The following is a 21,857-nucleotide window of genomic DNA, read 5'->3' on the forward strand; positions in this document are numbered from 1 at the left end:
GTACACAAAAATTAACACTTATCTTCATCAATGACCAAAATTTTAGCGATGCCGCTAGCCAACGGGCAAACTCTAGGCTAACATTGTAGATCCAGTCAGAAAGTGTTCGAGCGATCGCTGGTATGATTGCGTATGGCACCCACTTCTGCCCGCTTGATAACTCACTATACACCCCCATTTTCGTTAAAGGAGCTAGGAAAACACTCGCATGGTCAATCAGGAAAAAACGTTAGACGTGGGCTTTACGCATGCTGATTTTGCAGCCTTACTCGACCGGTACGATTACCACTTCAACCCCGGCGACATTGTTGCTGGCACCGTCTTTAGCATCGAACCGAAGGGTGCCCTGATTGACATCGGTGCGAAAACCGCTGCCTACATCCCCATCCAAGAAATGTCTATCAACCGGATTGACAGTCCGGAAGAAGTCCTGCAACCGAACGAAACCCGTGAGTTCTTTATCTTGGCGGATGAAAATGAGGAAGGGCAGCTGACGCTGTCGATTCGCCGTATTGAGTACATGCGGGCTTGGGAGCGCGTTCGCCAACTGCAAGCGGAAGATGCCACCGTTCGTTCTCAGGTCTTTGCCACCAACCGTGGGGGTGCCCTTGTGCGCATTGAAGGGCTGCGCGGCTTTATCCCCGGTTCCCACATCAGCACCCGTGTCAACAAAGAAGAATTGGTGGGTGAAGAGCTACCCCTGAAGTTTTTAGAAGTGGATGAAGAGCGCAACCGCCTCGTCCTCAGCCACCGCCGTGCCCTTGTCGAACGCAAGATGAACAAACTGGAAGTGGGCGAAGTGGTGGTTGGAACCGTGCGTGGGATTAAGCCCTACGGTGCCTTCATTGACATTGGTGGGGTTAGCGGTCTGCTGCACATTTCCGAGATTTCCCACGATCACATTGATACGCCCCACAGTGTTTTCAATGTCAATGACCAAGTCAAGGTGATGATTATTGACCTTGATGCTGAGCGGGGTCGGATTTCCCTGTCCACCAAGCAACTGGAGCCAGAACCCGGTGACATGGTGAAAAATCCGCAGTTGGTCTATGAAAAGGCTGAAGAGATGGCAGAGCGCTATCGTCAGCAACTCCTGCAACAACAGCAGCAGGCCACCGCAGAGACCACTGAGGAAGTCATTGAAGACATTCCCGAAGCCACTGAAGACGATACGGCTGAGCCGATTCTTCAAGAAGCCTAGGATGTCCCTTGCCCTCACCCTTGGGGATCCAGCGGGCATTGGCCCAGAAATTCTCCTGAAAGCCCTAGCTCACCTGCCCTCAGAAATGTTAGGGCAGTTTTTTATTGCTGGTACAGGCCAAGTATTAGAGGAAACGTACGCTCGCCTCTGCCAGCAGGGACAGGTGGCCATTGATCCTGCCCAGCTTCGGATTTGGGAGCATCCCCTCGATGCGGTGATTGTGCCGGGGCAACCGAGTGTGGTGAGTGGGGCGGCGAGCTTTGCCTACTTAGAAACAGCCATTCAGCGGGCGATCGCTGGCGAGGTGGCAGGCATTGTGACGGCACCGATTTCTAAGGCCAGTTGGCAGGCGGCAGGCTATGCTTTTCCCGGTCAAACAGAAGTGCTGGCTCACTTTACAGGAACCGCCAACGTGGGCATGGTGTTCTTGGGGCGATCGCCCGTAACCAACTGGGTGCTGACCACTTTACTCGCGACGACCCACATCCCCTTGCAAGAGGTGCCCAAAGCACTGACCCCCGAACGCCTCAATGAAAAACTCGCGCTCCTTGTGCAGTTTCTGAGGGAGCGACGGCATCTGGAGCGGCCTCGCATTGCCATTGCTGGCTTGAATCCCCACAGTGGTGAGCAGGGACACTTAGGCCAAGAGGAAGTGACTTGGCTGATTCCATGGCTCGCAGCAGCCCAGCAGCAGTATCCCCAAGTTGAACTGATTGGTCCTGTGCCCCCTGATACCCTCTGGATTGGAGCTGCCGATGCGTGGTGGGGACGCCCTGCCCCGGCAACTGCCTACGATGCCTACCTCGCGCTTTACCATGATCAGGGGTTGATTCCCGTGAAGATGCTCGCTTTTCGGGAAGCGGTGAATACGACGATTGGCTTGCCCTTTATTCGCACGTCCCCGGATCACGGTACGGCTTTTGATATTGCGGGTACAGGGATGGCAGACCCACAGAGTTTTCTGGCGGCGATCGCTTGGGCGCAAACCCTGAGTGAAGGATCGGTTTTCCCTCTTCCCCCCGCCTAAAGTGCCTTTGATAGAATGCAACTAGATAACAAACCAAACGGTCAAGCGTTGGCATTTGGGTTGTTGCTGTATCGGGCAGAGTCATATGGGATTCTTTGATTCAGAAATTGTTCAACAGGAAGCACAACGCCTGTTTCAGGACTACCAGCAGTTGATGCAGCTTGGCTCCGAGTACGGCAAGTTTGACCGCGAAGGCAAGAAAATTTATATCGAAAAAATGGAAGAACTCATGGAGCGCTACCGTATTTTTATGAAGCGGTTTGAGTTGTCCGATGACTTCATGGCGCAGATGACCATCAAACAATTGGAGACCCAACTCAGCCAGTTTGGTATGTCTGCCCAAGCCATGTTTGATCAAATGCATCAAACCCTTGAGCGCATGAAAGCCGAAGTGGAACGCCAACCCTAGGGGAGAGGGCGAGTGTTGCTCTGCAATTTGGATGGGGTGATTACGCCAGAGGCCTCGATTTCTGTTCTTGATCGCGGGTTTCTCTACGGCGATAGCGTTTATGAAGTGATGCGTACCTACCGCGGGATTCCCTTTGCCTTACCAGAGCACCTCGCACGGTTGCGTGCTTCAGCGGCCTATCTCTACATGAGCGTGCCGTGGTCTGATGAGTACATTACCCAAGAAGTGCAACGCACCTTAGCGGCTGCCCCAGTGGGAGAATATTACATTCGGATTGTCGTGACCCGTGGCGCCGACCAGCGGATTGGGTTACTGCCAGAACCAACGACCCAACCAAGGTTATTGATTGTGTTGATGGCGATCGCCCCCGAACCAACATTGAGCGAACAGGGAATTTGCCTGACCATTGCCAAGCGGCAACGCACGAGCACTGCTGCCCTTGATCCAGCCGCCAAAACGGGCAATTACCTCAACAATATCTTGGCGCTATTGGAAGCGCAGCAAGCTGGGTTTGACGACGCCCTGCTTCTCAATGCCCAAGGGCAGATGACCGAGGCCACGACCAGTAACCTCTGGATTGTCCGTGAGGGTGTGGTCGAGACACCCCCCACTGCTGTTGGGATGCTCCACGGAATTACGCGAGCGACGCTGTTGCAGATCGTTGCAAACTTGGGCATGCCCCATCGGGAAGTGATTCTCACCCCACAGGAGCTAGCGAGAGCCAGTGAGGGCTTTCTGAGTTCATCGGTGCGCCTGCTAATGCCGATTCGCCAAGTGGATGAGGTGATCTTTCCCGCCTGTCCAGGGCCTGTGACCCAAAAGTTATGGCAGGAATTATTAACAGTGATGGAAAAGGCGACTCTGGCCTAGATACAGTCCTTTTAGCGAAGTCCTTGAGTTGGGAACATGACGGGAATATTGGGATTCACCCATACTTGACAGTCGAGTTCGGTACTGGCTGGGAAAAAAGGAATCGGGTTGCCTGCGGCATCGGTGACTTCTGGCAGGTATTCAAGGGGTAGGGCATCAAATTGACAGGTGTAGGCACCATAAATGACCTGCCGGCGATCGCCCGAAGGGCGCGCTGCGCGATCGCGCAGGATCAACTGATAACCAAAGCTGCGACTGGCATTGCCCAACTGATTGATCAGGGCAAAACGCCGTAAATAGGGCAGGCGTCCCCAAGCAGACGGCGACACAAAGGCTTCAACTCTACCCCCCGGCGCTGTGATGGCCGGAAAAGCCTGCCAGCGCTGAATCACCCCATCCCCAAACTGCTGCACTGCCCACCAGAGGCTGGGTACCGTTAAGCCCACTGCCGAGGGTTGCTCACTCACCACGACTTGTTTTTCATTGACCGGCAGCGCGATCGCCCCCGCAACCGCTGGCGGTAAGTCTTCTGCCGAGGTATTGGCGGCTGTTTTGAGGGGCTGCAACCCTAATAGCGCGATCGCCCCCACGGCACTCAACCATCGGCCACAGGACTTGGGAGGGGATAAGGTTCTCATTTGCTTTGAGTCGGGAAGGAGATTACCTCCTATATTACGGATGCAGCCAAGCCTTCAATACATCGAGGAGACTATTCCCCCCCCACGCAAGGGCAACCAGAATGGAGGTGGTCACCGCTAAGCCAATCAGAGAAATAGCCACCCCTGCCAGACTAATCAAACCATCGTCATCCAAAAGACCAAAGCCAATCGTAAAAATGCCCATCGCTGGAATGGTGTTGGTGCCGGGAATGGGCAAAATCATCGAGATTGCCATCAGTGACACGGCAACTCCCAACCCCAAACGTCCGCCTCGGGTCGTGCAAATGGGGCGCAAGCGGGGACGGGAGATCAATTCAATCCGCCGCAGCCAAGGCAAAGCTGTGCGCACAATCTTTTGAATCTGGGATCGCGGCATCGTGCGCTTGAGCAGCCGCGGGGGTAACCAAGGGGTTGAGGCACCCACGAGCAATTGCCAGCCCAACAGTAACAGCACAATGCCAAAGGGGGTGGAGTAACCGGGGGCTGGAATAGGCAGCGCCGAGGGCAATGAAAGTACAGCCAGCAAAAAGCCGAAGGTTCGCTCTCCCGCCAACTGCAGAATATCCCCCAAGGACACCAGTTGCTGCGTTAACACCTCGCCATTGCTGGGGCTGGGCACAGGACTCAAAAAGGCACGTTCGAGGTCAGTGGACAGTTTTGCCATAAAAAATTACGGGAGGTGGAAATGTTGCCACTGCTAGGATACGATAGATTGATCGTTAGTTATGCCCAACACAGTTGACAGGCGATCCTAAGGCCGCGATCAACCTGAAGCCATGGCAACCCCATCTGACTTACCGACAGAGTTGCACCTGATCAACCCGCGGCGATCGCTGGGTCATGTTTATCTCGACTGGACACCCCAACCTGGTTGCCATGTGGATCATGAAGGGGAAACCTATACCGTGTTAGAACGCCGTCATCGCTACCGGTTTCGTGGCGGACGTTATCAGCTGGAAAAAATTGCCCTCTATGTGCAGCACAGCGATACTACCAGCGATCGCCATCTTGTCAATGGCCAGTGGGTGATTGGAGATCCCACCTGCCGCTGGAATGCGCTTTCACCCTTGTTGCGGTGTGCTGTGAACCCTCAAGGCTCCTGCCAAGACTGTCGAGATTACCAGCCTCGAGAACCTTAACGTTTTGCTGCGAAAAACCCCCTCGCGCAGAGGGGGAGCATCAGGGTGATTTCAGATTGAGCCAGAGACGGCCAGCCTACTGCACAGCGGGCGTCATATAGGACGTTTCCGGTAGAACAATTTTCACCGGTTCAACGTGCCAGATGTCTTGGCAGTACTCGCGAATGGCGCGATCGCTAGAAAATTTGCCCATCCGTGCCACATTCAGAATCGACATTTTTGCCCATTGGGCTTGATCTTGATAGACCTGAAGCACCTGTTGATGGCAGTCCATGTAGCTTTGGTAGTCTGCCAAAAGGCAATAGCGATCGTTTTGCCAGAGGTGTTCCACAATTGGGCGAAAGAGTTCCGTATCCCCATGGGAAAAGTAACCAGAGCCGATGAGGTCAAGGACTCGCTTCAGTATCGGGTTATTATTGGCAAACTCCCACGGACGGTAGCCGTTACGCCACAATTCCTGCAATTGCTCCACCGTATTGCCAAAGAGGAAGAAGTTTTCTGCTCCTACTTCTTCGCGAATCTCCACATTGGCACCATCGAGGGTGCCAATCGTCAGCGCCCCATTGAGGGCAAATTTCATATTCCCTGTGCCTGAGGCCTCGTAGCCCGCTGTTGAGATTTGTTGGGAGAGATCCGCTGCGGGATAGACCCACTGTCCCAGAGTCACATTGTAGTCGGGTAAAAAGACCACCTTCAGGCGATCGCGCACCGCTGGATCACGGTTAATCACGTCGGCTACCGAGTTGATGAGCTTGATGATTAGCTTGGCCATGTAGTAGCCCGGCGCCGCCTTACCGCCAAAAATAAACGTTTGGGGTACCATCTCCAGTTGCGGATTGTCCTTCAACATCTGATAGAGGGTGATGATATTGAGGACACACAGGTGCTGCCGCTTATATTCGTGGATGCGCTTCACCAAAATGGAGAAGAGGGAGTGGGGATCCACCGTTACTCCCACGCGATCGCGAATGTATTCCGCAAGGCGTTCCTTGTTTCCATGCTTCACCGATCGCCACTGAGCCGCAAAGTCGCGATCCTCTGCCAAGGGTTCCAATCGCCGCAGTTGATCCAAGTGCTTCACCCAATCTTCGCCAATGCGTTCGGTAATCAGGCGAGTTAATCCGGGATTACTGAGCACCATCCAGCGCCGAGGGGTGACGCCATTGGTTTTATTGGAAAATTTCTGCGGCGTCAGTTCGTAGAAATCCTTGAGCACCGTTTGTTTCAAGAGTTCTGAGTGCAGCGCCGCCACTCCGTTGATGGCATGACTCCCCACCGCTGCCAAGTGTGCCATGCGCACATAACGACAGCCACTTTCATCAATAATCGACAGCCGCCGTAGGCGATCGTTATCCCCCGGATATTGCAGGCGCACCTGATCGAGGAAGCGTTGGTTAATTTCGTAGATGATTTGCAAGTGGCGGGGTAGTAGTGAGCCAAAGAGATCTAGCGGCCATTTTTCCAGTGCCTCGGGCAAGAGGGTGTGGTTGGTGTAGGCAAATGTCTTGCAAGTAATGTCCCACGCCTGCTCCCAAGGCATGAGATGCTCATCCACTAACAGGCGCATCAGTTCTGCCACCGAAATCGCCGGGTGGGTATCATTCAACTGCACGGTGAACTTCTCGTGGAAGCGACTGAGATCCTTATTCCCCGATTGCTTGTAGAGGCGGATCATGTCCTGAAGGGCACAGGAGCAGAAGAAATATTGCTGCATCAGCCGCAGTTCTTTGCCCTGCAATTGCTCATCGTTGGGATAGAGCACCTTGGTGATGTTTTCCGAGGCAATTTTTTGGTTGACGGCACCGTAGTAATCGCCCGTGTTAAAGGCTTGAAAGTCAAAGGACTCCACCGCCTCTGCCCGCCATAGACGCAAAAGATTGGCGGTATTCACCTTGTAGCCCAAGATTGGGGTGTCATAGGCTACCCCTTGAATCACTTGGTGGGGTTCCCAAACGACCCGATAGCGACCCTGATCATCGGTGTAGCTATAGGTATAGCCGCCAAACTTCACCTGCAAAATCAACTCTGGTCGCGGAATTTCCCAAGGGTTGCCGTAGCGTAACCACTTATCCGTAATCTCAACTTGCCAGCCATCGCGAATCTCTTGGTCAAAGATGCCGTACTCATAGCGAATGCCGTAGCCAATGGCGGGGATTTCCAATGTGGCGAGGGAATCCATATAGCAGGCGGCCAAGCGACCCAAGCCACCATTGCCCAAGCCCGGCTCTTCCTCCTGATCCAGCAGTTCCTTGAGGTTCAAACCCGTTTGCCGCATGGCTTCTTCAACGGCCTCATAGAGTCCGAGGTTAATCAGGTTATTGCCGAGGTGTGGCCCTAGCAAAAATTCGGCGGAGAGATAGCAAACAGTGCGGCTTTCTTGATCTCGATAGGTTTTGGCAGAATTCAACCAGCGCAACAGTAGGCGATCGCGCACGGTGTAGGCCAAGGCCAAGTAGTAATCATTTTTCGTCGCCACTTCGGGGAATCGCCCTTGGATAAAGAAGAGATTATCCATAAAGGCGCGGCGCAGCGTTTCAATACTCGTACCGGTGCGATCGTCTTCCGTCAGCACCGTGGGACAACCGGGCGGAATGAGACTGGTCATTGTGGGAATCCTCGCAAAGAATTAACGCGATTAGTAGTCAGCCCTTCCCTTCTGTTCTACCGCGATCGCCAAGGATTCCCCGCTAAGTACAGAATCTCTTTACCAGCAGGCCAGCCCTTCCCTAGCGTTTATTGACTGTGGGGGAGCAGTTGGCAGGTGAGTTCTTCCTCGGTTTCTGAGGGATCTGGTGGGGCAACGGTGGGTGGGGTAGTGCCAAGGGTCATGTCTGGGGCGGGGCTTTGTTGATAGCGTTGATAGAGCGTAGTCAGCAGTTTGATCAGGCGATCGCCGCCACTGGCATAGAGAGGGTCATCGGGCAAGCGCGCCAAAGCAGCGGCCATCTGCGTCTGCAAGATCTCTAAATCCCCATAGCGGCGGGTCAGCCGTTGCAGTAAATCAATGAGGGTAAACCGCTCTAGGCCTTGAGCATGCACCGGTTTAGTGGTCAACAGAGCGGCCACAAGAAGCTTCATCTGCAGGGGGGTACAGTAGCGAGTGACTTCCAAGCGCAAATCGTAGAGATCGGCGGTGCTGAGGGTTGGCGCCTCGATGGTCAGTGTGGCCGTTGGGGATTGGGTGTAGAGGGGCACCAAAATTTGCAGGAGTGCTGCTGAAAGAATCTGGTAGGCTGGTGCTTTGTTGAGACTATTGACAATGGCCGTTAGGCGTTGTCCCAAAAGGGTGGGGGTTTTCAGCTGCTCAAGGATTTGGATCACGGCCTGTTGCACATCGCTGACGGTCCACGGCGGCGCTTGAGTCGGCCATTGATTTTGCTGCAGGGCATACAGTAGCTTAAAAAGACGACTGTGCTGCGGATGCTGGACGATTTGTTGGGCAGCGGTGGCAATTGGAGAAGTTGTTGTCGTCACAGGTTTGCCAAAAGTCCCTCGATCTGTATTCTAGCCAATTTTCCTAGACGATAATTTATTGATTGTCATCAAGGGGAGATTGTCAAGACCTCTGCTAGCATTGGGAGAGTTTAGCAGTAACAGAACGCGTGTGAAAGAGCTTTTTCATCGCCTGCAGCAGCGTCTCAATGAGATTGTTGTCGGTCAAGGGGCGATCGCCCAAGGGTTGGTTGTGGCGCTCCTCGCCGAAGGCCATGTCATCCTTGAGGGGGTGCCAGGAACTGCTAAAACTCTCCTTGTGAAGCTCCTCGCTCGCCTGATTGCAGCGGAATTTCGCCGTATCCAACTCACTCCCGATGTCCTCCCCGCCGATATTCTCGGTACGAGTATCTTTGACTTTAACAGTCGCACATTTCGCCTGCGCAAGGGGCCAATTTTTACCCAAGTGCTGCTGGCGGATGAAATTAACCGCACACCGCCTAAGACCCAAGCGGCTCTCCTCGAAGCCATGGAAGAACGGCAGGTAACCCTTGACGGCACCACTCTGCCCCTCTCGGGTTTATTTTGGACAGTGGCCACCCAAAACCCCTTGGAATTTGAAGGGACGTATCCCTTGCCCGAAGCCCAACTGGATCGCTTCCTATTTAAGCTAGTCGTTCCCTACCCAGAGCCAACCTCAGAACGGCAAATGCTTGAAAATGCCCTTGGGGGCTTTGAGGCGCGGGATCTCGATCAACTCAATTTGGAGCCGTTGATTACCGTTGAGCAAGTTTTGGCAGCACGGCAGCAAGTGCGGCAAGTCCATGTGGCGCCTGCGGTGCTGGATTATCTGTTGGCCTTGGTGCAGGCCAGTCGTCAACATCCTGAACTGCTGTTGGGGGCTTCCCCACGAGCGGCAGTGGGCTGGTTACGCGCCACCCAAGCCCAAGCGTGGTTAGAGGATCGCGCCTATGTTACCCCTGAGGATGTGAAGGCGATCGCCACCCCGCTACTGCAACACCGCTTAATCCTCAAGCCCGAAGCCCAGTTAGACGGCACCACGCTGCCCCAAGTGATCCAAGGTATTCTCGCGAAAGTTGCTGTTCCTCGATGAAAGCACCTGCCAGTTATCAGTTTGGTCGCCATCGCCCCCGCTGGGTGCCCACGGTTCGCTTCTATGGCCTCTTGCTGCTGGGGCTTCTCTTTCCAGTGCTGACCAGCTTTCTGCCAGCAGAGCTATGGCCGATCGCCGAGGCGGTTCCCCAAGGGAAGTTGCGGGAATGGTTGCACCACTGGCCTCTGGGGCTGGGATGGCTCCTGATGGGACTGTACGATCTGTTCATTTTCGGCCTGTCCCTGTGGGACTATATCCGCATCGGTCGCTGGCAACTGACCCTCGATCGCGCCTGTGAGTCACGGCTCTCCATTGGTCGGCAAAACCCGATTCGCCTCAGGCTGCACACCCGTGGTGAGGTTTCCTTGAATGAGCAGATCTGGGTTGAACTCTACGACTATATGCCTGCTGAGTTTACGGGTGAAATCCCCTACTTTGCCTTGGCGGCCTCAGCCCAGAGGACGTTGGAATTGCTCTACCATGTGTTTCCACCGCGACGGGGTGCCTTTCAATGGTCAGGCTGCGATGTGCGGCTGCGCAGTTCTTGGGGCTTGGCGTGGCGACGCTGGTTTGCACCCGTTGTGACTGAGGTGGAAGTCTATCCCGATTTGATGGGCTTGCGATCGCTCTCGATTCGCCTCAGTTTAGAATCCAGTGGCAGCTTGCGGCGGCGACGCTATGCCTTGGGGGGCACCGAGTTTGCCGAATTGCGGGAGTACCATCTGGGGGATGATCTGCGCCTCATGGACTGGAAAGCGAGTGCCCGCCGCGGACGGCCTCTTGTGCGCGCCATGGAGCCCGAACGGGATCAACCCCTGATCATTCTGCTGGATCGAGGCCGCTTGATGACCGCTACTGTCGCTGGTTTGAAACGCTTTGACTGGGGCTTAAACGCGGCATTGGCACTGGCGCTGACGGGCTTGCGACGGGGGGATAAGGTGGGCTTGGGGATTTTTGATCAGCAACTGCACACGTGGATTGCGCCTCAAAGTGGCGATTCCCATCTGGGGCAGATTCTAAGTCAGGTGTATCGCTGTGAACCCATTCTCGAAGAATCCGACTATGTGGGCACCGTCAGCGCGATCTTGGGACACTATACCCGCCGTGCCCTTGTGGTGGTTCTTACAGAAGTCATTGATGAGGTGGCTTCCCAAGAACTCCTCGCAGCCATGGCTCGCCTCACGCCGCGTTTTCTACCCTTCTGCGTTGCTTTGCGCGATCGCTACATTGAAACCCTTGCCCACCGCCCCTTCACAGGCTCCGTAGATCAAATTTCCAGCCTCTACGAGCAAGCCGTCGCTCTCGATCTCCTGCACCAGCGCCAGCGCGCCTTTGCCCACTTGGAGCAACAGGGGGTTCTTGTCCTTGACGCGCCTGCGGATCAAATGAGTGAGCAACTGGTGGATCGCTATCTGCTGCTAAAAGCCCGTGGTCGCCTCTAGGGTTGGCTAGCCTCGATCACACTGGTATTCCTTGGCTCCTGTAATGGCCGTAGGGGCGGGCGATCGCCCGTTGATGTCGCTAGGGGAAGGGGTGTCGGGGTCTGCGTCAGCCCACAAGTTGCCCGCAAACGCGCTTGCAGGAGTTGACTCACCACCTGACGTCGAATAAATTCTTGTTCAATTGCTGGGGGGACTGAACGTTGCAGTTCCATAGGTTGCCTCGAATTCACCGTTGTTCACGGCGACACAGGCTTCCGTGCGCTTCCCACACCCACATTCAACCGGTCATAGGCCTCACCTCGATCTTAACGGCGATCGCCCACGATTGTAAAAATGACTACCAAAATGCAGTGGGATTTGTGGGGATTTCCTAACACTATTGCAACGGGGATACATTCGGGGATTGAGGTGATTCCCATTTCTGCTGGCAAAACTCGTGGATCACCTTACCGCCATGAATAATCACATAGAGCGTCACTCCACTGAGGACAAAAGGCATGATCTTCTCGAGCCAAGGAAGATGGCAACCGAGGCGGGTCAGGACAAGGGCAAAGGCATCATCTAAAAGGCTAATCAACAAAGGTAGCAATTGTCTTAGAAGGGTAAGAATCTCTGGTAAATAACCATCACTATCCATAAAAATACTCTCGGCTGAGTTGACGCAGAAAATCACCTAAAGAAACATTGATCAGTTGGGATGATTGGTGAGTGGAAATACTTCATAGGCACTTCATTCTCATCAATACAAATAAAGAATTGAAAAATGAATCACACTTCTTTACAAATTGATGACCTTTAGATAAGCTTACCCTAACTGCGATTGTTGTTTTTGCTAGTGTTCCCAAGAATAGCCGAAAACCCTGTCCGTCAAGCATTAAGGCTGCTATTGCTATTGCTAAGTTCGGTTGAAAATGAGAGATTGTCGTGAGTTGTTAACAACCGTAACACTTCTATTATAGGCAACGCCTAGGGGTTAGGGGATAACTGTAATTTGTCGTTACATTGGAAACACATTCTGACGCTTGGCTGTCTAGGATAAAGAAGCAGCAGCGGCAGGTGCTTTATGAGACGGATGTCGGGTCATCGGTGTTGTTTTGCGCTTCTGTTGGCGATCGCCACAACCACAGGATTTTACCAGCGGGGACTCGCACAAAATGAAGCCCAACAGTTGCGCGATATTATGCAGCGGTTGGATGCCCTACAACAGCGCTATAGTGCCGCCGTCAGTGAACTAGACGTGATTCGCAAAACCTCTTTTGGCGGCGATAGTAATCATGTCATTGCCCTCACAAATCAGATTGAGCAGTTGCAAAAACAGGGGAATTATGGCGCAGCAGTGGCACCCTCGCGGGAATTGGTGGCGATCGCTGAGCGGGTTTTAGGTGCCCATCACCCCACTGTGGCTGCAACTTTGAATAACCTTGCTGTCACCTACAAGGAACTGGGCAACTTTAGTGAGGCGATTCCCCTCTATCAGCGCAGCTTAGCCATCCGTGAACAAGCCCTTGGCGCCAATCATCCCGATGTTGCCACCAGCCTCAATAACCTCGCCAACCTCTACACCGATCAAGGCAACTACGGTGAGGCCCTGCCTCTCTATCAACGCGCCCTTGCCATCCGTGAACAAGCCCTTGGCAAGACCCATCCCGATGTGGGCTTGAGTGTGCACAACTTGGCAGTGATGTACCATTTGCAGGGCAGCCTAACCACAGCCTTGCCCCTCTACCAGCGCAGTCTGGGTCTCCTCGAACCCGCCTTAGGGGCAGAACATCCCTTGGTGGCAACGGTGTTGAATAACCTTGCCGAACTCTATCGTGCTCAGAGCAATTATGGCGCGGCGCTTCCCCTTTACCAACGCAGTTTGGCGATCCGTGAAAAGGTACTGGGGACAGATCACCCCGATGTTGCCACTAGCCTCAACAACTTGGCTGAACTCTATCGGGTACAGGGGAATTATGGGGCGGCGCTTCCCCTCTATCAACGCAGTATTGCCCTGCGGCAGCGTACCCTCGGTGGCGAGCATCCCTATTTGGCGCTAAGTCTTGCCAATTTAGCAAAAGCCTACTGGGCGCAGGGAATGATCAACGAGGCCTTAACCGCTCTCAACCGCGCCCTTGAGATTGAAGAGGTCAACCTCAGCCGCAACCTCGTGGTTGGTTCCGAGGAATACAAGCGCAACTATCTGGCCACGTTTCAGGACTCCACCAACACCGCCATTTCCTTCCATTTACAGGGGAATCCCCAGAATCCAGCAGTGGCCAACCTCGCCTTGACTACCATTTTGCGCCGTAAAGGTCGGTTGTTGGATGTTTTAGCGGCAACAGCCAGTCGCCTACGTAATCAACTGGATGCCTCGGGGCAGCAGCAACTGGATGAATTAATTCGTGTGCGAACACAGATTGCTAGCCTCACCTTTGTACGCGATCGCCCACCGCCGGCCAGCCAAATTAGCCAACTCGAACAGCGTGCCAACCAACTGGAAGCGCAACTGGTGAGTCAAAATGTCAGCTTCCGTTTAGACGTTACCCCCGTCACCCTCAGTGCGGTGCAGCAAGCGATTCCCGCCAATGCTGTGCTGTTGGAGTTTATCCAGTATGTGCCCTACAACCCGAAAGCCAACCGCTGGGAAGCGCCCCGTTACGCCCTCTATGCCCTGAAAAATAGGGGTGCTCCCCAATGGCGTGACTTGGGTACCGTCGCTGATCTCGATACGGTTATTAAGGCAGCACGCCAGCGGATGGCGGATCCAAGATTGCCCGCTACGGTAACGAAGCCCTCTTTGAAGGCGGCCTATGAGCGCCTCTTGGCTCCTCTGGAACCCTTCCTAGCGGGCAGTACCCATCTGCTGGTAGCACCCGATGGTCAGCTCAATACTCTCCCCTTTGAGGCCTTGGTGGATCGGCAGGATCGCTATCTGGTGCAGTCCTATACGATCACGCTGCTCACCTCAGGACGCGACTTGCTGCGGCTGCAACAGCGGGTTAAACCCGCCAATCCCCCCTTGGTGGTGGGTAATCCCACGTTTAGTCAAGGGAGTGGTCGTGCTGTGGCAAGTAGTCAGCGGGGAGTGAACCCGCGATCGCTGGATTTGCGCAGCCTGACATTTACGGAGTTACCCGGAACCGCCACGGAGGTGAAAACCGTAAGCACGCTCTTGCCCCAAGCGCAGATCCTCACGGGCAGCAGTGCCACCGAAACTGCCATCAAACAAACGCAGCGGCCGCGGGTACTTCACCTCGCCACCCATGGATTTTTCCTAGAGAGTCCGCCGCTATCTCCCCAAGTCCTGCAACATACCCGTGGTCTCAATGCCAATACTCCCTTTAGGGGGGAAAATCCACTGTTGCGCTCCGGCTTGGCCTTGGCGGGTTTCAATCAACGGCAGAGTGGGGTGGATGATGGCGTGTTAACGGCTTTTGAAGTCACCGGCATTAACCTTGATGGTACCGAGTTAGTGGTGATGTCCGCCTGTGATACGGGGCGCGGCGATATTCTCAATGGCGATGGTGTCTATGGCTTGCGGCGAGCCTTTACCTTGGCGGGGGCGCGTACCCAAGTGAGTTCCCTCTGGAAGGTGGATGACACCACGACCCAACAACTGATGGTTGCCTTTTATCAAAATCTAGCGGCTGGCAAGGGACGCAGTGAGGCTCTACGGCAAGCGCAGTTGCAGTTAATGAATGACCCCAGTAAGCAAATTCCCTATTTTTGGGCTGCCTTTGTTAGCAGTGGTGAGTGGCGCCCGCTGCCCTAAGACAGGGGGTAGCTGACAGGGGTTTGTAATTGGCTGCCGAGGGGGCGATCGCGATCAATCCACAGAATTGCCCCTTGCCGTCGTGAGGGTGGCTCTCCCCAGAGCACAGTGATACTGCCGGGGGGCAAAGGTTCAGGACTAGGCCATTGACTGGTGAGCCAGACAAGGGAATCGATGGGATACTCAGCATCGGTGTCGCTGGGGGCGATCGCTGCTAGGGCCCGCAGTACCGTTGCCTGACCGTGGAGCATCCCCGTGGCGGGACTCCAAAACTGGACAGGAATTTGCTGTTGCAAACTGTAAAGGTAGAGGCTAGCCGCCGCAATCACCGCCTGCTCAAAGTCCTCCCCAATCCAATGGGGACGGGTATCCAAGGCAATGGTCACCGCATTCCCACCGCTAAAGGTGTCAAACTCGCGTACCCGCAGTTCGCCATAGCGAGCACTGGTGCGCCAATGGACTAAACGCAAAGGATCACCCCAGCGGTAGGGACGTAAGGCACGCGTGATCCCCTCTTGGGCAACGTGGAGATGGTGCTGGCGATCGCGCCACTCTTGGGAAATCTCTTGCCCCAGTTGATCCAGCAAAGGACACTGTTGTAATTGCAGAACTTGCGGATAAACCACCACCTGCTGCGGTACGGGAAATGCGCGCTGACACCAAAAGAGGCCCAAGGGGGCAGCGGTGCGGAGGATTAGCTGCGACCACTCATAAATGCCCCGACGGGGTGGGATCAGATCGTAGTGCCAAGGAATGGTTTGCTGCGGTGGCAGTTCCGCGATTGCCTGTTGGGGACATTTTCTCTGGGTGGCTGACCATAGATCACGGGGAACGGGGTCAATCACTTGCAAATTGTGGCGAGGCGTTTGGGTGGCATTGGTCAGAAAGACGGTCAGGCGTAGGCGATCGCCCGCATGAACTGGCGCCACCTTGGCTCGCTCCAGCACCAATCCCCGCAAATAGCGCGGCGGTAGAATCGCGGCCACCAAGAGCAGACCAAAAATGATCCCCGTAATCACGTACAGCCAACCCGCCATCGAATTAATGGCTGCCGCAAAAAGAAAGAGATTCATGCCCAATAGCAGCAGTCCCGCGTAGGCGGGGGTCACCCAGCGTTCCTCTAAAAACTGACTGAGGCGACGCAGCTTGGCCATCGCAAATTCTCGCCTTAGGAGCGGTGGGACTCAGCGGGCAAGAGGCTAGGAAAGGAGTAGGCAAGCAGTTGCTGCAAGGCTTGACGAAAGTCCCCCTTGACAAGGGCGGGATCAAACCGCTGCACCAATTCGCCGCGATCGAAAAAAAGAAGGGTTGGCAGACTCGTCAGTTGGAAGTGACGACTGAGGGCAAAGTTTTCATCAGCATTGATCCTGAGAATTTGCAGCCGGTGCGGCAGTGACTGCTCCAGTTGATCCAGCAGGGGATCAATGAGGCGGCACAGGCCACACCAAGGGGCCCAAAAATGCACGATCACAGGCACGGGGGCACTGCGAATTTGCCGCTGGAATCCTTCAATATTAAATTGCTGAATGCCCTTCACGTTGTTATCTCGTTTTGTCTTGGGATCATGGTAGCAGTCAGCGGCGGTTTTGCAGCAGCCATTTGCGGCGATCTGATGCCGTAGGATCAAAAATAGTTTATCCAATCGATTGGCGTGCCCAAATGACCCCCAAGCCCACCCTTTGGCAAAAACTGTTCCCCCTGCTGTTACGGGAAACGATCGCCACACTTCAGGGGATCAGTGAACTGCTGAGCAAGGCCACAGCGCAACTCAAGAAGGTAGCCACACAACGGGCGATCGCCCCAGAGCAGCTGAATCCCGAACGTTCATGGGTCGGTCGAGGGGCAGCCCTATGGTGGCAGGGAATGGGCTGGGTGCAGCAACGGCTGCCGAACCATCTCCAGGAGCGGTATAACCGCGCTACTCTAACTGGGATCGCGATCGCCCTACTCCTCATTTTGCTCTGGTTGAATCCCCTCAGTTGGCTGCAATCTCCTCGCCAGCCAACGGTGAAAGCAACCCAGCGTCCCCAACCCAGTGTCCTTGTGCAACCCCGCCCGGCACCCACACCCATGGCAGCAACACCCGCCCCAATACCTCAGCCGACACCAACACCCACTCCGTCACCAAGGGCGATCGCTCCTTCCACCTTCGTCAGTGACAGCCTCACCGTCCGCCAGCAATTGCTGGCCCTTTGCGATCGCTACAGCAACGCCCTTGATCCCACCCTGACCCTCACCCCCAGCGAACAGCGCTTGGAATTGATGCTGGCCAACAGTTGGTATGATCTCAGTCCTACAAAGCAGGATCAACTAGCCCAGAACCTTTGGCAAACTGCCCATGACTTGGGGTATCAGACCGTCATTGTGGTGGATACCGAAGGTCACCTGCTTGTCCGCAATCCGGTGGTGGGTGATAATGCCATCGTTGTGCGTCGCAAGCTGATCTAACTCACCCCCGCAGCTTAAGCCATCAATTTCGCCAATCCGCTAACCTAGAAAAGTGCCAACTTCTTCAGCTTGCTATGAGTGACACCACCCTTGCCTCCGAAAAACGCAAAGCCCTTGAGCTTGCCGTCTCCCAAATCGAACGCAACTTTGGTAAGGGCAGCATCATGCGCCTTGGGGATGCCACCCGCATGAAGGTGGAAACCATCTCTAGCGGTGCCCTCACCCTTGACCTTGCTTTGGGGGGTGGACTGCCGAAGGGGCGGATCATTGAAATTTATGGCCCTGAAAGTTCGGGGAAAACCACCTTGGCACTTCATGCGGTGGCCGCAGTCCAGAAAGCCGGTGGTGTAGCTGCCTTTGTCGATGCTGAACATGCCCTTGATCCCACCTATGCGGCTGCCCTCGGCGTGGACATTGAAAACCTACTGGTGGCTCAGCCAGACACTGGGGAAACGGGTCTAGAAATTGTTGATCAACTGGTGCGCTCGACAGCCGTAGATATTGTGGTGGTGGACTCCGTTGCGGCCTTGGTGCCCCGCGCTGAACTGGAAGGGGAAATGGGCGACAGCCATGTGGGGCTGCAAGCGCGCCTCATGAGCCAAGGCTTGCGCAAAATTACCGGTAATATTGGTAAAACAGGCTGCACCGTGATTTTCCTGAACCAATTGCGGCAAAAAATTGGTGTCACCTACGGTAACCCAGAAACGACGACGGGGGGAACTGCCCTCAAGTTCTATGCTTCAGTGCGCCTAGATATTCGGCGGGTGCAAACTCTGAAGAAGGGAACGGAGGAATTTGGGATTCGCGCCAAAGTCAAGGTGGCCAAAAACAAAGTGGCGCCACCCTTTCGCATTGCTGAGTTTGACATCATTTTTGGTAAGGGCATTTCCAATCTCGGCTGCATTCTTGATATGGCCGAGGAAACCGGTGTGATTAGCCGCAAAGGAGCTTGGTATTCCTACAACGGCGAAAATCTTGCCCAAGGCCGCGACAACACAATTAAATATATGGAGGAGAACCCTGCCTTTGCCCAAGAGGTCGAACAGCAGGTGCGGCAAAAGCTAGACCAAGGGGTAGCCGTCTCTGCCAATACGGTGACTCATACCCACGAGGAAATGGCTGACGAGGAATAGGGGCGATCGCCCGCGAGGGACTTCCGTAGGAGCAATTTCCGCTCTCCCCAAAAGGTGAAGCCTTCCTCAACGACTGCAAAGCCACAGCGGGCGTATAACTGCTGCGCCGCTTGATTGTGAGCAAGGACGTGCAGATAGAGATCGCAATAGGCGGAGCAAAGGCTGCCCTCAACAGTGTGTAATAGCCGCCGACCAATGCCACGCCGCCGGTAGTCCGGATGCACCGCCAAATTGGAGAGATAAGGTTTGGATTCACCCTTGATCTCACGGAGCTGCATTTCCACACTCCCCACACATAGAGCAGATTGACCTGTGGATAGGAGGGCTAGCCAACAGTGGTAGTGGGGACGCTCGCGCTGCCAGCGATCGCGCAAATCCTGCTCCATCCCCAACTGGACAAAGCTGCGCCAAAGGGCTTGCCAACCACCACCGGGGTGAAAACTCAGTGCCACGAGTTGAGCCACACTGGGCAGGTCGGTGATCTCTGCCGCACGAATCTCAATCATTCTAGGGCTGAGGAAGGACAGATTGCTCAGGTTGGAGTTGGCTCAGCAGTGCCCGCAGAGGGGGCTTGGCCAATAGGGTTTGCGTATCGGCCACTAGGCGATCGCCCCAGAGGTTTTCCCGTTGAAACTCCACCGTGCCATAGCGGCTATCGAGGCGCAGGGCTTCTTCCGCCAGTTGTAGTGCTCTTGCTTCATTTCCCAGTTGCAACAGGGCTGTGGCCAAAGCAAGTTTCGGCTCACTGGCTTTGGGGTCAATGTCTGCTGCCTGTTCCCAGTTCTTGGCTGCTTGGCGGATATTGCCTTGTTCATAGAGCACGAGACCAATGTTGGTATAGGCTGGCCAAAACTGACGATCCAAGCGCAATGAGCGGCGGTATTGCTCGATTGCCCGATCCTTTTGTCCCAATTTGAGATAGGCATTGCCAAGGTTGAACCATTCCTCTGTGGCATCGGGTTTCAGTGCCAATCCCTGCTCGATCGCCCGCACTGAGGCTCCATAGTGCCCTAGGCGAAAATGGGCAGAGCCTAAGTTGAAATAAGCCCCCGGATTTTTATCATTGAGTTTCAAAGACTGCTCTAGGGCTGGCACTGCATCCTTGGGTTGATTGACCGTGAGGTAGAGTCCCCCCAGTAATGCCCAAATTTCGTGGGCTTGGGGTGCCAACTGCACTGCTAGCTTGGCTCGCACCAACGCCTCTTGAAATTGCCGAAACTGTGCCAGTTGTAGGGCTTCTTGAGCCACAATAAAGCCATTTTGCTCCATCTCCTTGGCATTGAGTTCAAGGGTGCGCGGTAACACCACCTGTGCCGTTGCCAGACTGCCACTCAGGAGAACAAGACCCAGACTCAGGGTTAAACGGGCAAGCATTTTAGGCACGATCAATTTCCGTGTTGCAAGCTAAGTGAATTCCTCTTTAGTTTGCCATACCCTACCGACGTTTGCGGTGACTGAGGGCAACTCTTGACAAAAGTGGAAGGGAGATGATTGCCTTTAGAGAAAAAATAGGCTAGCCTGTGCTTATTCAAAGATCGCTAATCAATTGCTGTCAATTTTTTAAACCCTATTCAAACCTGATTTTTAAGGAAATTTAACAATGAACCCTTCAAATGAAAACATTCCTAACTACATGGTTCCAGCGATTCTGTCCACGATTTGCTGCTGTTTGCCTTTCGGTATTGTCGCTATTATTTTTGCTGCCCAAGTCAATTCAAGGTTAGCAGTCGGCGATCGCGCCGGGGCGTTGGAGGCCTCAAACAAGGCCAAGCTATTTACTTGGATTTCGGTGATTGCGGGATTGCTCGGTGGTGCCCTTTATGCGGTACTCATGGTGCTCTCAATCATGGCTGAGCAAGGGGGGATGTAGCTCGCTGGGCAGTCGTTCATAGTGGTGGGGCGATCGCCAGCGCAGAAGATGGGTCACCGGCTGCTGTAGGAGTTCTGTCGTCAAACCGATGGCGCGGCGAGGATTCACCGTTGCTAGGGTCAACGCTGCTTCAAAATCGCAAACTCCCCAATCCACTAGGCGTCCCACCATTGCCAACAGCGGCACAGTGGTGCCACAGAGGGTGCCATCAGCCAGTCGTGCCGTACCATTTTTCACTGCAATCTGCCGCTGATCCCAAGGATAGACCCCATCGCCTAACCCCAGCGGAGCAAGGGCATCACTCACCAAAAACAGGCGATCGCCCGCGCACTGCCACAACACCTTCAGCATTTGCGGATGAACATGCACCCCATCGCCAATCACGCCACACCAAACGCGCTGATCTGTCAAGGCTGCTGCTAACAGTCCCGGCTCGCGATGATGCAGAGGGGGCATGGCATTAAAGGCATGGGTGATCATTGTGGCACCGGCATCAAAAGCCGCCTGCGCTTCCTCCACTGTGGCTAAAGAGTGACCTAAACTCACGGTAATTCCCAAGCCACGTAAGTAGGCCAGAACCTGATTAGTGGCATCCAGTTCCGGTGCTAGGGTAAGAATACAGACCGAGCGGCTAAACTCTGCTAGAACCTGTTTAACCGCTTCAAAAGTCAAGGGTTGCAGATACTGCTGGGGGTGTGCACCCCGCTTCTGGGGATTGAGGAAAGGCCCCTCCAAATGCACACCTAAGATTTTGGCTTCAGACTCTTGCGCATTGGGCGCGTATTCGTGGAGCACCCTCAAGGCAGTGTGAATTTCCGCGAGGGGAGCAGTCACAATCGTCGGGGCGTAGGCATCAATCCCCTCTTGCCAAAGATAGCGGCCAATTTTTGGCAGTGGTTCGGTGGTCTTTAACCAAGGAAAGGGAATGCCCAAGGCACCGTTAATTTGCAGATCGACGCCCCCAAGGGAGAGATAATCGCCGCCGAAGTCCAGCACCTCAGAGCAATCGGGGGGAATCAGGTCAGTGCCGATCGCCGTCACTTTGCCATTCGTGAGTTGTACCTGTTGCAGGCGATCGCTCCCCAAAAGCCGCACGCGATCGAGCCAATAAACACTCATGGGGTGGTGGGGGTTAATTGCAGATCAGGGCGTTCTTCAGGCACAATTGCCCCCTCCACAGGACACACTTGCAAACAAATGCCACAGTCAATACAGGTGGCAAAATCAATCCAGAACCAATCGGTGCCCTTGGCATTTTTGCCCGGCCCCGGATGAATACAGGCCACCGGACACGCCTCAACGCAATCGGCAACCCCTTCGCAGGTATTGGTGACAATGGTGTGCGCCACAGTGTTTTCC

23 protein-coding genes are annotated in these 21,857 nt (G+C 54.5%); 11 read left to right on the plus strand and 12 right to left on the minus strand.

All coding sequences use genetic code 11. The annotated features are described in order from the left end of the window. Positions 1-208 precede the first annotated feature (208 nt). The 4 genes from M0644_RS05335 to M0644_RS05350 all read left to right on the plus strand — a co-directional run bounded on the left by M0644_RS05335 (position 209) and on the right by M0644_RS05350 (position 3,507). The gene (locus tag M0644_RS05335) at positions 209-1,201 is read left to right on the plus strand and encodes a 30S ribosomal protein S1 (RefSeq protein WP_149818829.1); all 993 of its coding nucleotides are present in this window, start codon (positions 209-211) and stop codon (positions 1,199-1,201) included. A 1-nt stretch (position 1,202) separates the two neighbouring features. Continuing rightward, positions 1,203-2,228, plus strand: coding sequence for a 4-hydroxythreonine-4-phosphate dehydrogenase PdxA (gene pdxA, locus M0644_RS05340; RefSeq protein ID WP_149818831.1), 1,026 nt, complete (start codon positions 1,203-1,205; stop codon positions 2,226-2,228). A gap of 85 nt (positions 2,229-2,313) precedes the next feature. Next, on the plus strand, positions 2,314-2,637 hold the full coding sequence (locus M0644_RS05345; RefSeq protein ID WP_149818833.1) for a DUF1825 family protein: 324 nt from the start codon (positions 2,314-2,316) through the stop codon (positions 2,635-2,637). A 12-nt stretch (positions 2,638-2,649) separates the two neighbouring features. Further along, positions 2,650-3,507 (plus strand): aminotransferase class IV, encoded by an 858-nt coding sequence (locus tag M0644_RS05350; protein WP_286626916.1) that lies wholly within the window; start codon positions 2,650-2,652, stop codon positions 3,505-3,507. A gap of 11 nt (positions 3,508-3,518) precedes the next feature. On the opposite strand, the gene M0644_RS05355 is transcribed toward M0644_RS05350, so the two are convergent. After that, positions 3,519-4,145 (minus strand): hypothetical protein, encoded by a 627-nt coding sequence (locus M0644_RS05355; protein WP_149818837.1) that lies wholly within the window; start codon positions 4,143-4,145, stop codon positions 3,519-3,521. A 34-nt stretch (positions 4,146-4,179) separates the two neighbouring features. Further along, positions 4,180-4,830, minus strand: a complete 651-nt coding sequence (locus tag M0644_RS05360; protein ID WP_286626919.1) for an exopolysaccharide biosynthesis protein — start codon at positions 4,828-4,830, stop codon at positions 4,180-4,182. A 112-nt stretch (positions 4,831-4,942) separates the two neighbouring features. On the opposite strand from M0644_RS05360, the gene M0644_RS05365 reads away from it, so the two are divergent. After that, positions 4,943-5,305, plus strand: coding sequence for a DUF6464 family protein (locus tag M0644_RS05365; protein WP_149818841.1), 363 nt, complete (start codon positions 4,943-4,945; stop codon positions 5,303-5,305). 76 nt (positions 5,306-5,381) lie between these two features. Here M0644_RS05365 and M0644_RS05370 read toward each other — a convergent pair whose 3' ends face one another. Together M0644_RS05370 and M0644_RS05375 are read right to left on the minus strand one after the other, a co-directional pair. Then, the gene (locus tag M0644_RS05370; RefSeq protein WP_286626920.1) at positions 5,382-7,910 is read right to left on the minus strand and encodes a glycogen/starch/alpha-glucan phosphorylase; all 2,529 of its coding nucleotides are present in this window, start codon (positions 7,908-7,910) and stop codon (positions 5,382-5,384) included. Positions 7,911-8,038: 128 nt separating this feature from the next. After that, on the minus strand, positions 8,039-8,779 hold the full coding sequence (locus tag M0644_RS05375; protein ID WP_286626921.1) for a hypothetical protein: 741 nt from the start codon (positions 8,777-8,779) through the stop codon (positions 8,039-8,041). 130 nt (positions 8,780-8,909) lie between these two features. Between M0644_RS05375 and M0644_RS05380 the strand changes: the two genes are divergently transcribed. Beyond that, complete coding sequence (locus M0644_RS05380; protein ID WP_286626922.1) at positions 8,910-9,851, plus strand: MoxR family ATPase; 942 nt, start codon at positions 8,910-8,912, stop codon at positions 9,849-9,851. Then, complete coding sequence (locus M0644_RS05385; RefSeq protein ID WP_286626923.1) at positions 9,848-11,293, plus strand: DUF58 domain-containing protein; 1,446 nt, start codon at positions 9,848-9,850, stop codon at positions 11,291-11,293. The genes M0644_RS05380 and M0644_RS05385 overlap by 4 nt, the downstream gene beginning before the upstream one ends. Here M0644_RS05385 and M0644_RS05390 read toward each other — a convergent pair. Both M0644_RS05390 and M0644_RS05395 read right to left on the minus strand, forming a co-directional pair. Further along, positions 11,290-11,505 carry a hypothetical protein gene (locus M0644_RS05390; protein ID WP_286626924.1) on the minus strand — a complete coding sequence of 72 codons (216 nt, stop codon included), beginning with the start codon at positions 11,503-11,505 and terminating at the stop codon, positions 11,290-11,292. The two genes, M0644_RS05385 and M0644_RS05390, sit on opposite strands and share 4 nt — an antisense overlap. Before the next feature lie 164 nt (positions 11,506-11,669). Next, positions 11,670-11,930, minus strand: coding sequence for a hypothetical protein (locus M0644_RS05395; protein ID WP_206199935.1), 261 nt, complete (start codon positions 11,928-11,930; stop codon positions 11,670-11,672). Positions 11,931-12,356: 426 nt separating this feature from the next. On the opposite strand from M0644_RS05395, the gene M0644_RS05400 reads away from it, so the two are divergent. Then, on the plus strand, positions 12,357-15,047 hold the full coding sequence (locus tag M0644_RS05400; RefSeq protein WP_286626926.1) for a CHAT domain-containing tetratricopeptide repeat protein: 2,691 nt from the start codon (positions 12,357-12,359) through the stop codon (positions 15,045-15,047). Here M0644_RS05400 and M0644_RS05405 read toward each other — a convergent pair. Continuing rightward, positions 15,044-16,201: a DUF58 domain-containing protein gene (locus tag M0644_RS05405; protein ID WP_286626927.1), complete on the minus strand. Its 1,158-nt coding sequence runs from the start codon at positions 16,199-16,201 to the stop codon at positions 15,044-15,046. The genes M0644_RS05400 and M0644_RS05405 overlap by 4 nt on opposite strands. Positions 16,202-16,215: 14 nt before the next feature. After that, positions 16,216-16,689, minus strand: a complete 474-nt coding sequence (locus M0644_RS05410) for a co-chaperone YbbN (protein WP_226972021.1) — start codon at positions 16,687-16,689, stop codon at positions 16,216-16,218. 17 nt (positions 16,690-16,706) lie between these two features. Between M0644_RS05410 and M0644_RS05415 the strand changes: the two genes are divergently transcribed. Together M0644_RS05415 and recA are read left to right on the plus strand one after the other, a co-directional pair. Then, entirely contained in the window at positions 16,707-17,495 is a 789-nt protein-coding gene (locus M0644_RS05415; protein WP_286626928.1) for a hypothetical protein, read from the plus strand. A 74-nt stretch (positions 17,496-17,569) separates the two neighbouring features. Further along, positions 17,570-18,628: a recombinase RecA gene (gene recA, locus M0644_RS05420; protein WP_149818857.1), complete on the plus strand. Its 1,059-nt coding sequence runs from the start codon at positions 17,570-17,572 to the stop codon at positions 18,626-18,628. Here the strand turns inward: recA and M0644_RS05425 are convergent. Together M0644_RS05425 and M0644_RS05430 are read right to left on the minus strand one after the other, a co-directional pair. Then, positions 18,595-19,134 carry a GNAT family N-acetyltransferase gene (locus M0644_RS05425; protein WP_286626929.1) on the minus strand — a complete coding sequence of 180 codons (540 nt, stop codon included), beginning with the start codon at positions 19,132-19,134 and terminating at the stop codon, positions 18,595-18,597. The two genes, recA and M0644_RS05425, sit on opposite strands and share 34 nt — an antisense overlap. A gap of 1 nt (position 19,135) precedes the next feature. Then, positions 19,136-20,002 carry a tetratricopeptide repeat protein gene (locus M0644_RS05430; RefSeq protein ID WP_149821693.1) on the minus strand — a complete coding sequence of 289 codons (867 nt, stop codon included), beginning with the start codon at positions 20,000-20,002 and terminating at the stop codon, positions 19,136-19,138. Between the two features lie 226 nt (positions 20,003-20,228). Between M0644_RS05430 and M0644_RS05435 the strand changes: the two genes are divergently transcribed. Next, positions 20,229-20,498, plus strand: coding sequence for a CD225/dispanin family protein (locus tag M0644_RS05435; protein ID WP_149818861.1), 270 nt, complete (start codon positions 20,229-20,231; stop codon positions 20,496-20,498). On the opposite strand, the gene nagA is transcribed toward M0644_RS05435, so the two are convergent. Beyond that, positions 20,469-21,617: an N-acetylglucosamine-6-phosphate deacetylase gene (gene nagA, locus M0644_RS05440; protein WP_149818863.1), complete on the minus strand. Its 1,149-nt coding sequence runs from the start codon at positions 21,615-21,617 to the stop codon at positions 20,469-20,471. The two genes, M0644_RS05435 and nagA, sit on opposite strands and share 30 nt — an antisense overlap. Next, complete coding sequence (locus M0644_RS05445) at positions 21,614-21,847, minus strand: ferredoxin family protein (RefSeq protein WP_149818865.1); 234 nt, start codon at positions 21,845-21,847, stop codon at positions 21,614-21,616. Before M0644_RS05445 ends, nagA begins: the two co-directional genes overlap by 4 nt. Positions 21,848-21,857: the final 10 nt, after the last annotated feature.

It is taken from the genome of Thermosynechococcus sp. B1 (genome assembly GCF_030322985.1).
Lineage (GTDB): Bacteria > Cyanobacteriota > Cyanobacteriia > Thermosynechococcales > Thermosynechococcaceae > Thermosynechococcus.

What these genes read in the sequence shown, in the direction of transcription:
- M0644_RS05335 (WP_149818829.1), top strand. Translation starts at nt 209, where the DNA reads ATGGTCAATCAGGAAAAAACGTTAGACGTGGGCTTTACGCATGCTGAT.
- pdxA (WP_149818831.1), top strand. Translation starts at nt 1,203, where the DNA reads ATGTCCCTTGCCCTCACCCTTGGGGATCCAGCGGGCATTGGCCCAGAA.
- M0644_RS05345 (WP_149818833.1), top strand. Translation starts at nt 2,314, where the DNA reads ATGGGATTCTTTGATTCAGAAATTGTTCAACAGGAAGCACAACGCCTG.
- M0644_RS05355 (WP_149818837.1), bottom strand. Translation starts at nt 4,145, where the DNA reads ATGAGAACCTTATCCCCTCCCAAGTCCTGTGGCCGATGGTTGAGTGCC.
- M0644_RS05360 (WP_286626919.1), bottom strand. Translation starts at nt 4,830, where the DNA reads ATGGCAAAACTGTCCACTGACCTCGAACGTGCCTTTTTGAGTCCTGTG.
- M0644_RS05365 (WP_149818841.1), top strand. Translation starts at nt 4,943, where the DNA reads ATGGCAACCCCATCTGACTTACCGACAGAGTTGCACCTGATCAACCCG.
- M0644_RS05370 (WP_286626920.1), bottom strand. Translation starts at nt 7,910, where the DNA reads ATGACCAGTCTCATTCCGCCCGGTTGTCCCACGGTGCTGACGGAAGAC.
- M0644_RS05385 (WP_286626923.1), top strand. Translation starts at nt 9,848, where the DNA reads ATGAAAGCACCTGCCAGTTATCAGTTTGGTCGCCATCGCCCCCGCTGG.
- M0644_RS05390 (WP_286626924.1), bottom strand. Translation starts at nt 11,505, where the DNA reads ATGGAACTGCAACGTTCAGTCCCCCCAGCAATTGAACAAGAATTTATT.
- M0644_RS05395 (WP_206199935.1), bottom strand. Translation starts at nt 11,930, where the DNA reads ATGGATAGTGATGGTTATTTACCAGAGATTCTTACCCTTCTAAGACAA.
- M0644_RS05400 (WP_286626926.1), top strand. Translation starts at nt 12,357, where the DNA reads ATGAGACGGATGTCGGGTCATCGGTGTTGTTTTGCGCTTCTGTTGGCG.
- M0644_RS05405 (WP_286626927.1), bottom strand. Translation starts at nt 16,201, where the DNA reads ATGGCCAAGCTGCGTCGCCTCAGTCAGTTTTTAGAGGAACGCTGGGTG.
- M0644_RS05415 (WP_286626928.1), top strand. Translation starts at nt 16,707, where the DNA reads ATGACCCCCAAGCCCACCCTTTGGCAAAAACTGTTCCCCCTGCTGTTA.
- recA (WP_149818857.1), top strand. Translation starts at nt 17,570, where the DNA reads ATGAGTGACACCACCCTTGCCTCCGAAAAACGCAAAGCCCTTGAGCTT.
- M0644_RS05425 (WP_286626929.1), bottom strand. Translation starts at nt 19,134, where the DNA reads ATGATTGAGATTCGTGCGGCAGAGATCACCGACCTGCCCAGTGTGGCT.
- M0644_RS05430 (WP_149821693.1), bottom strand. Translation starts at nt 20,002, where the DNA reads ATGCTTGCCCGTTTAACCCTGAGTCTGGGTCTTGTTCTCCTGAGTGGC.
- M0644_RS05435 (WP_149818861.1), top strand. Translation starts at nt 20,229, where the DNA reads ATGAACCCTTCAAATGAAAACATTCCTAACTACATGGTTCCAGCGATT.
- nagA (WP_149818863.1), bottom strand. Translation starts at nt 21,617, where the DNA reads ATGAGTGTTTATTGGCTCGATCGCGTGCGGCTTTTGGGGAGCGATCGC.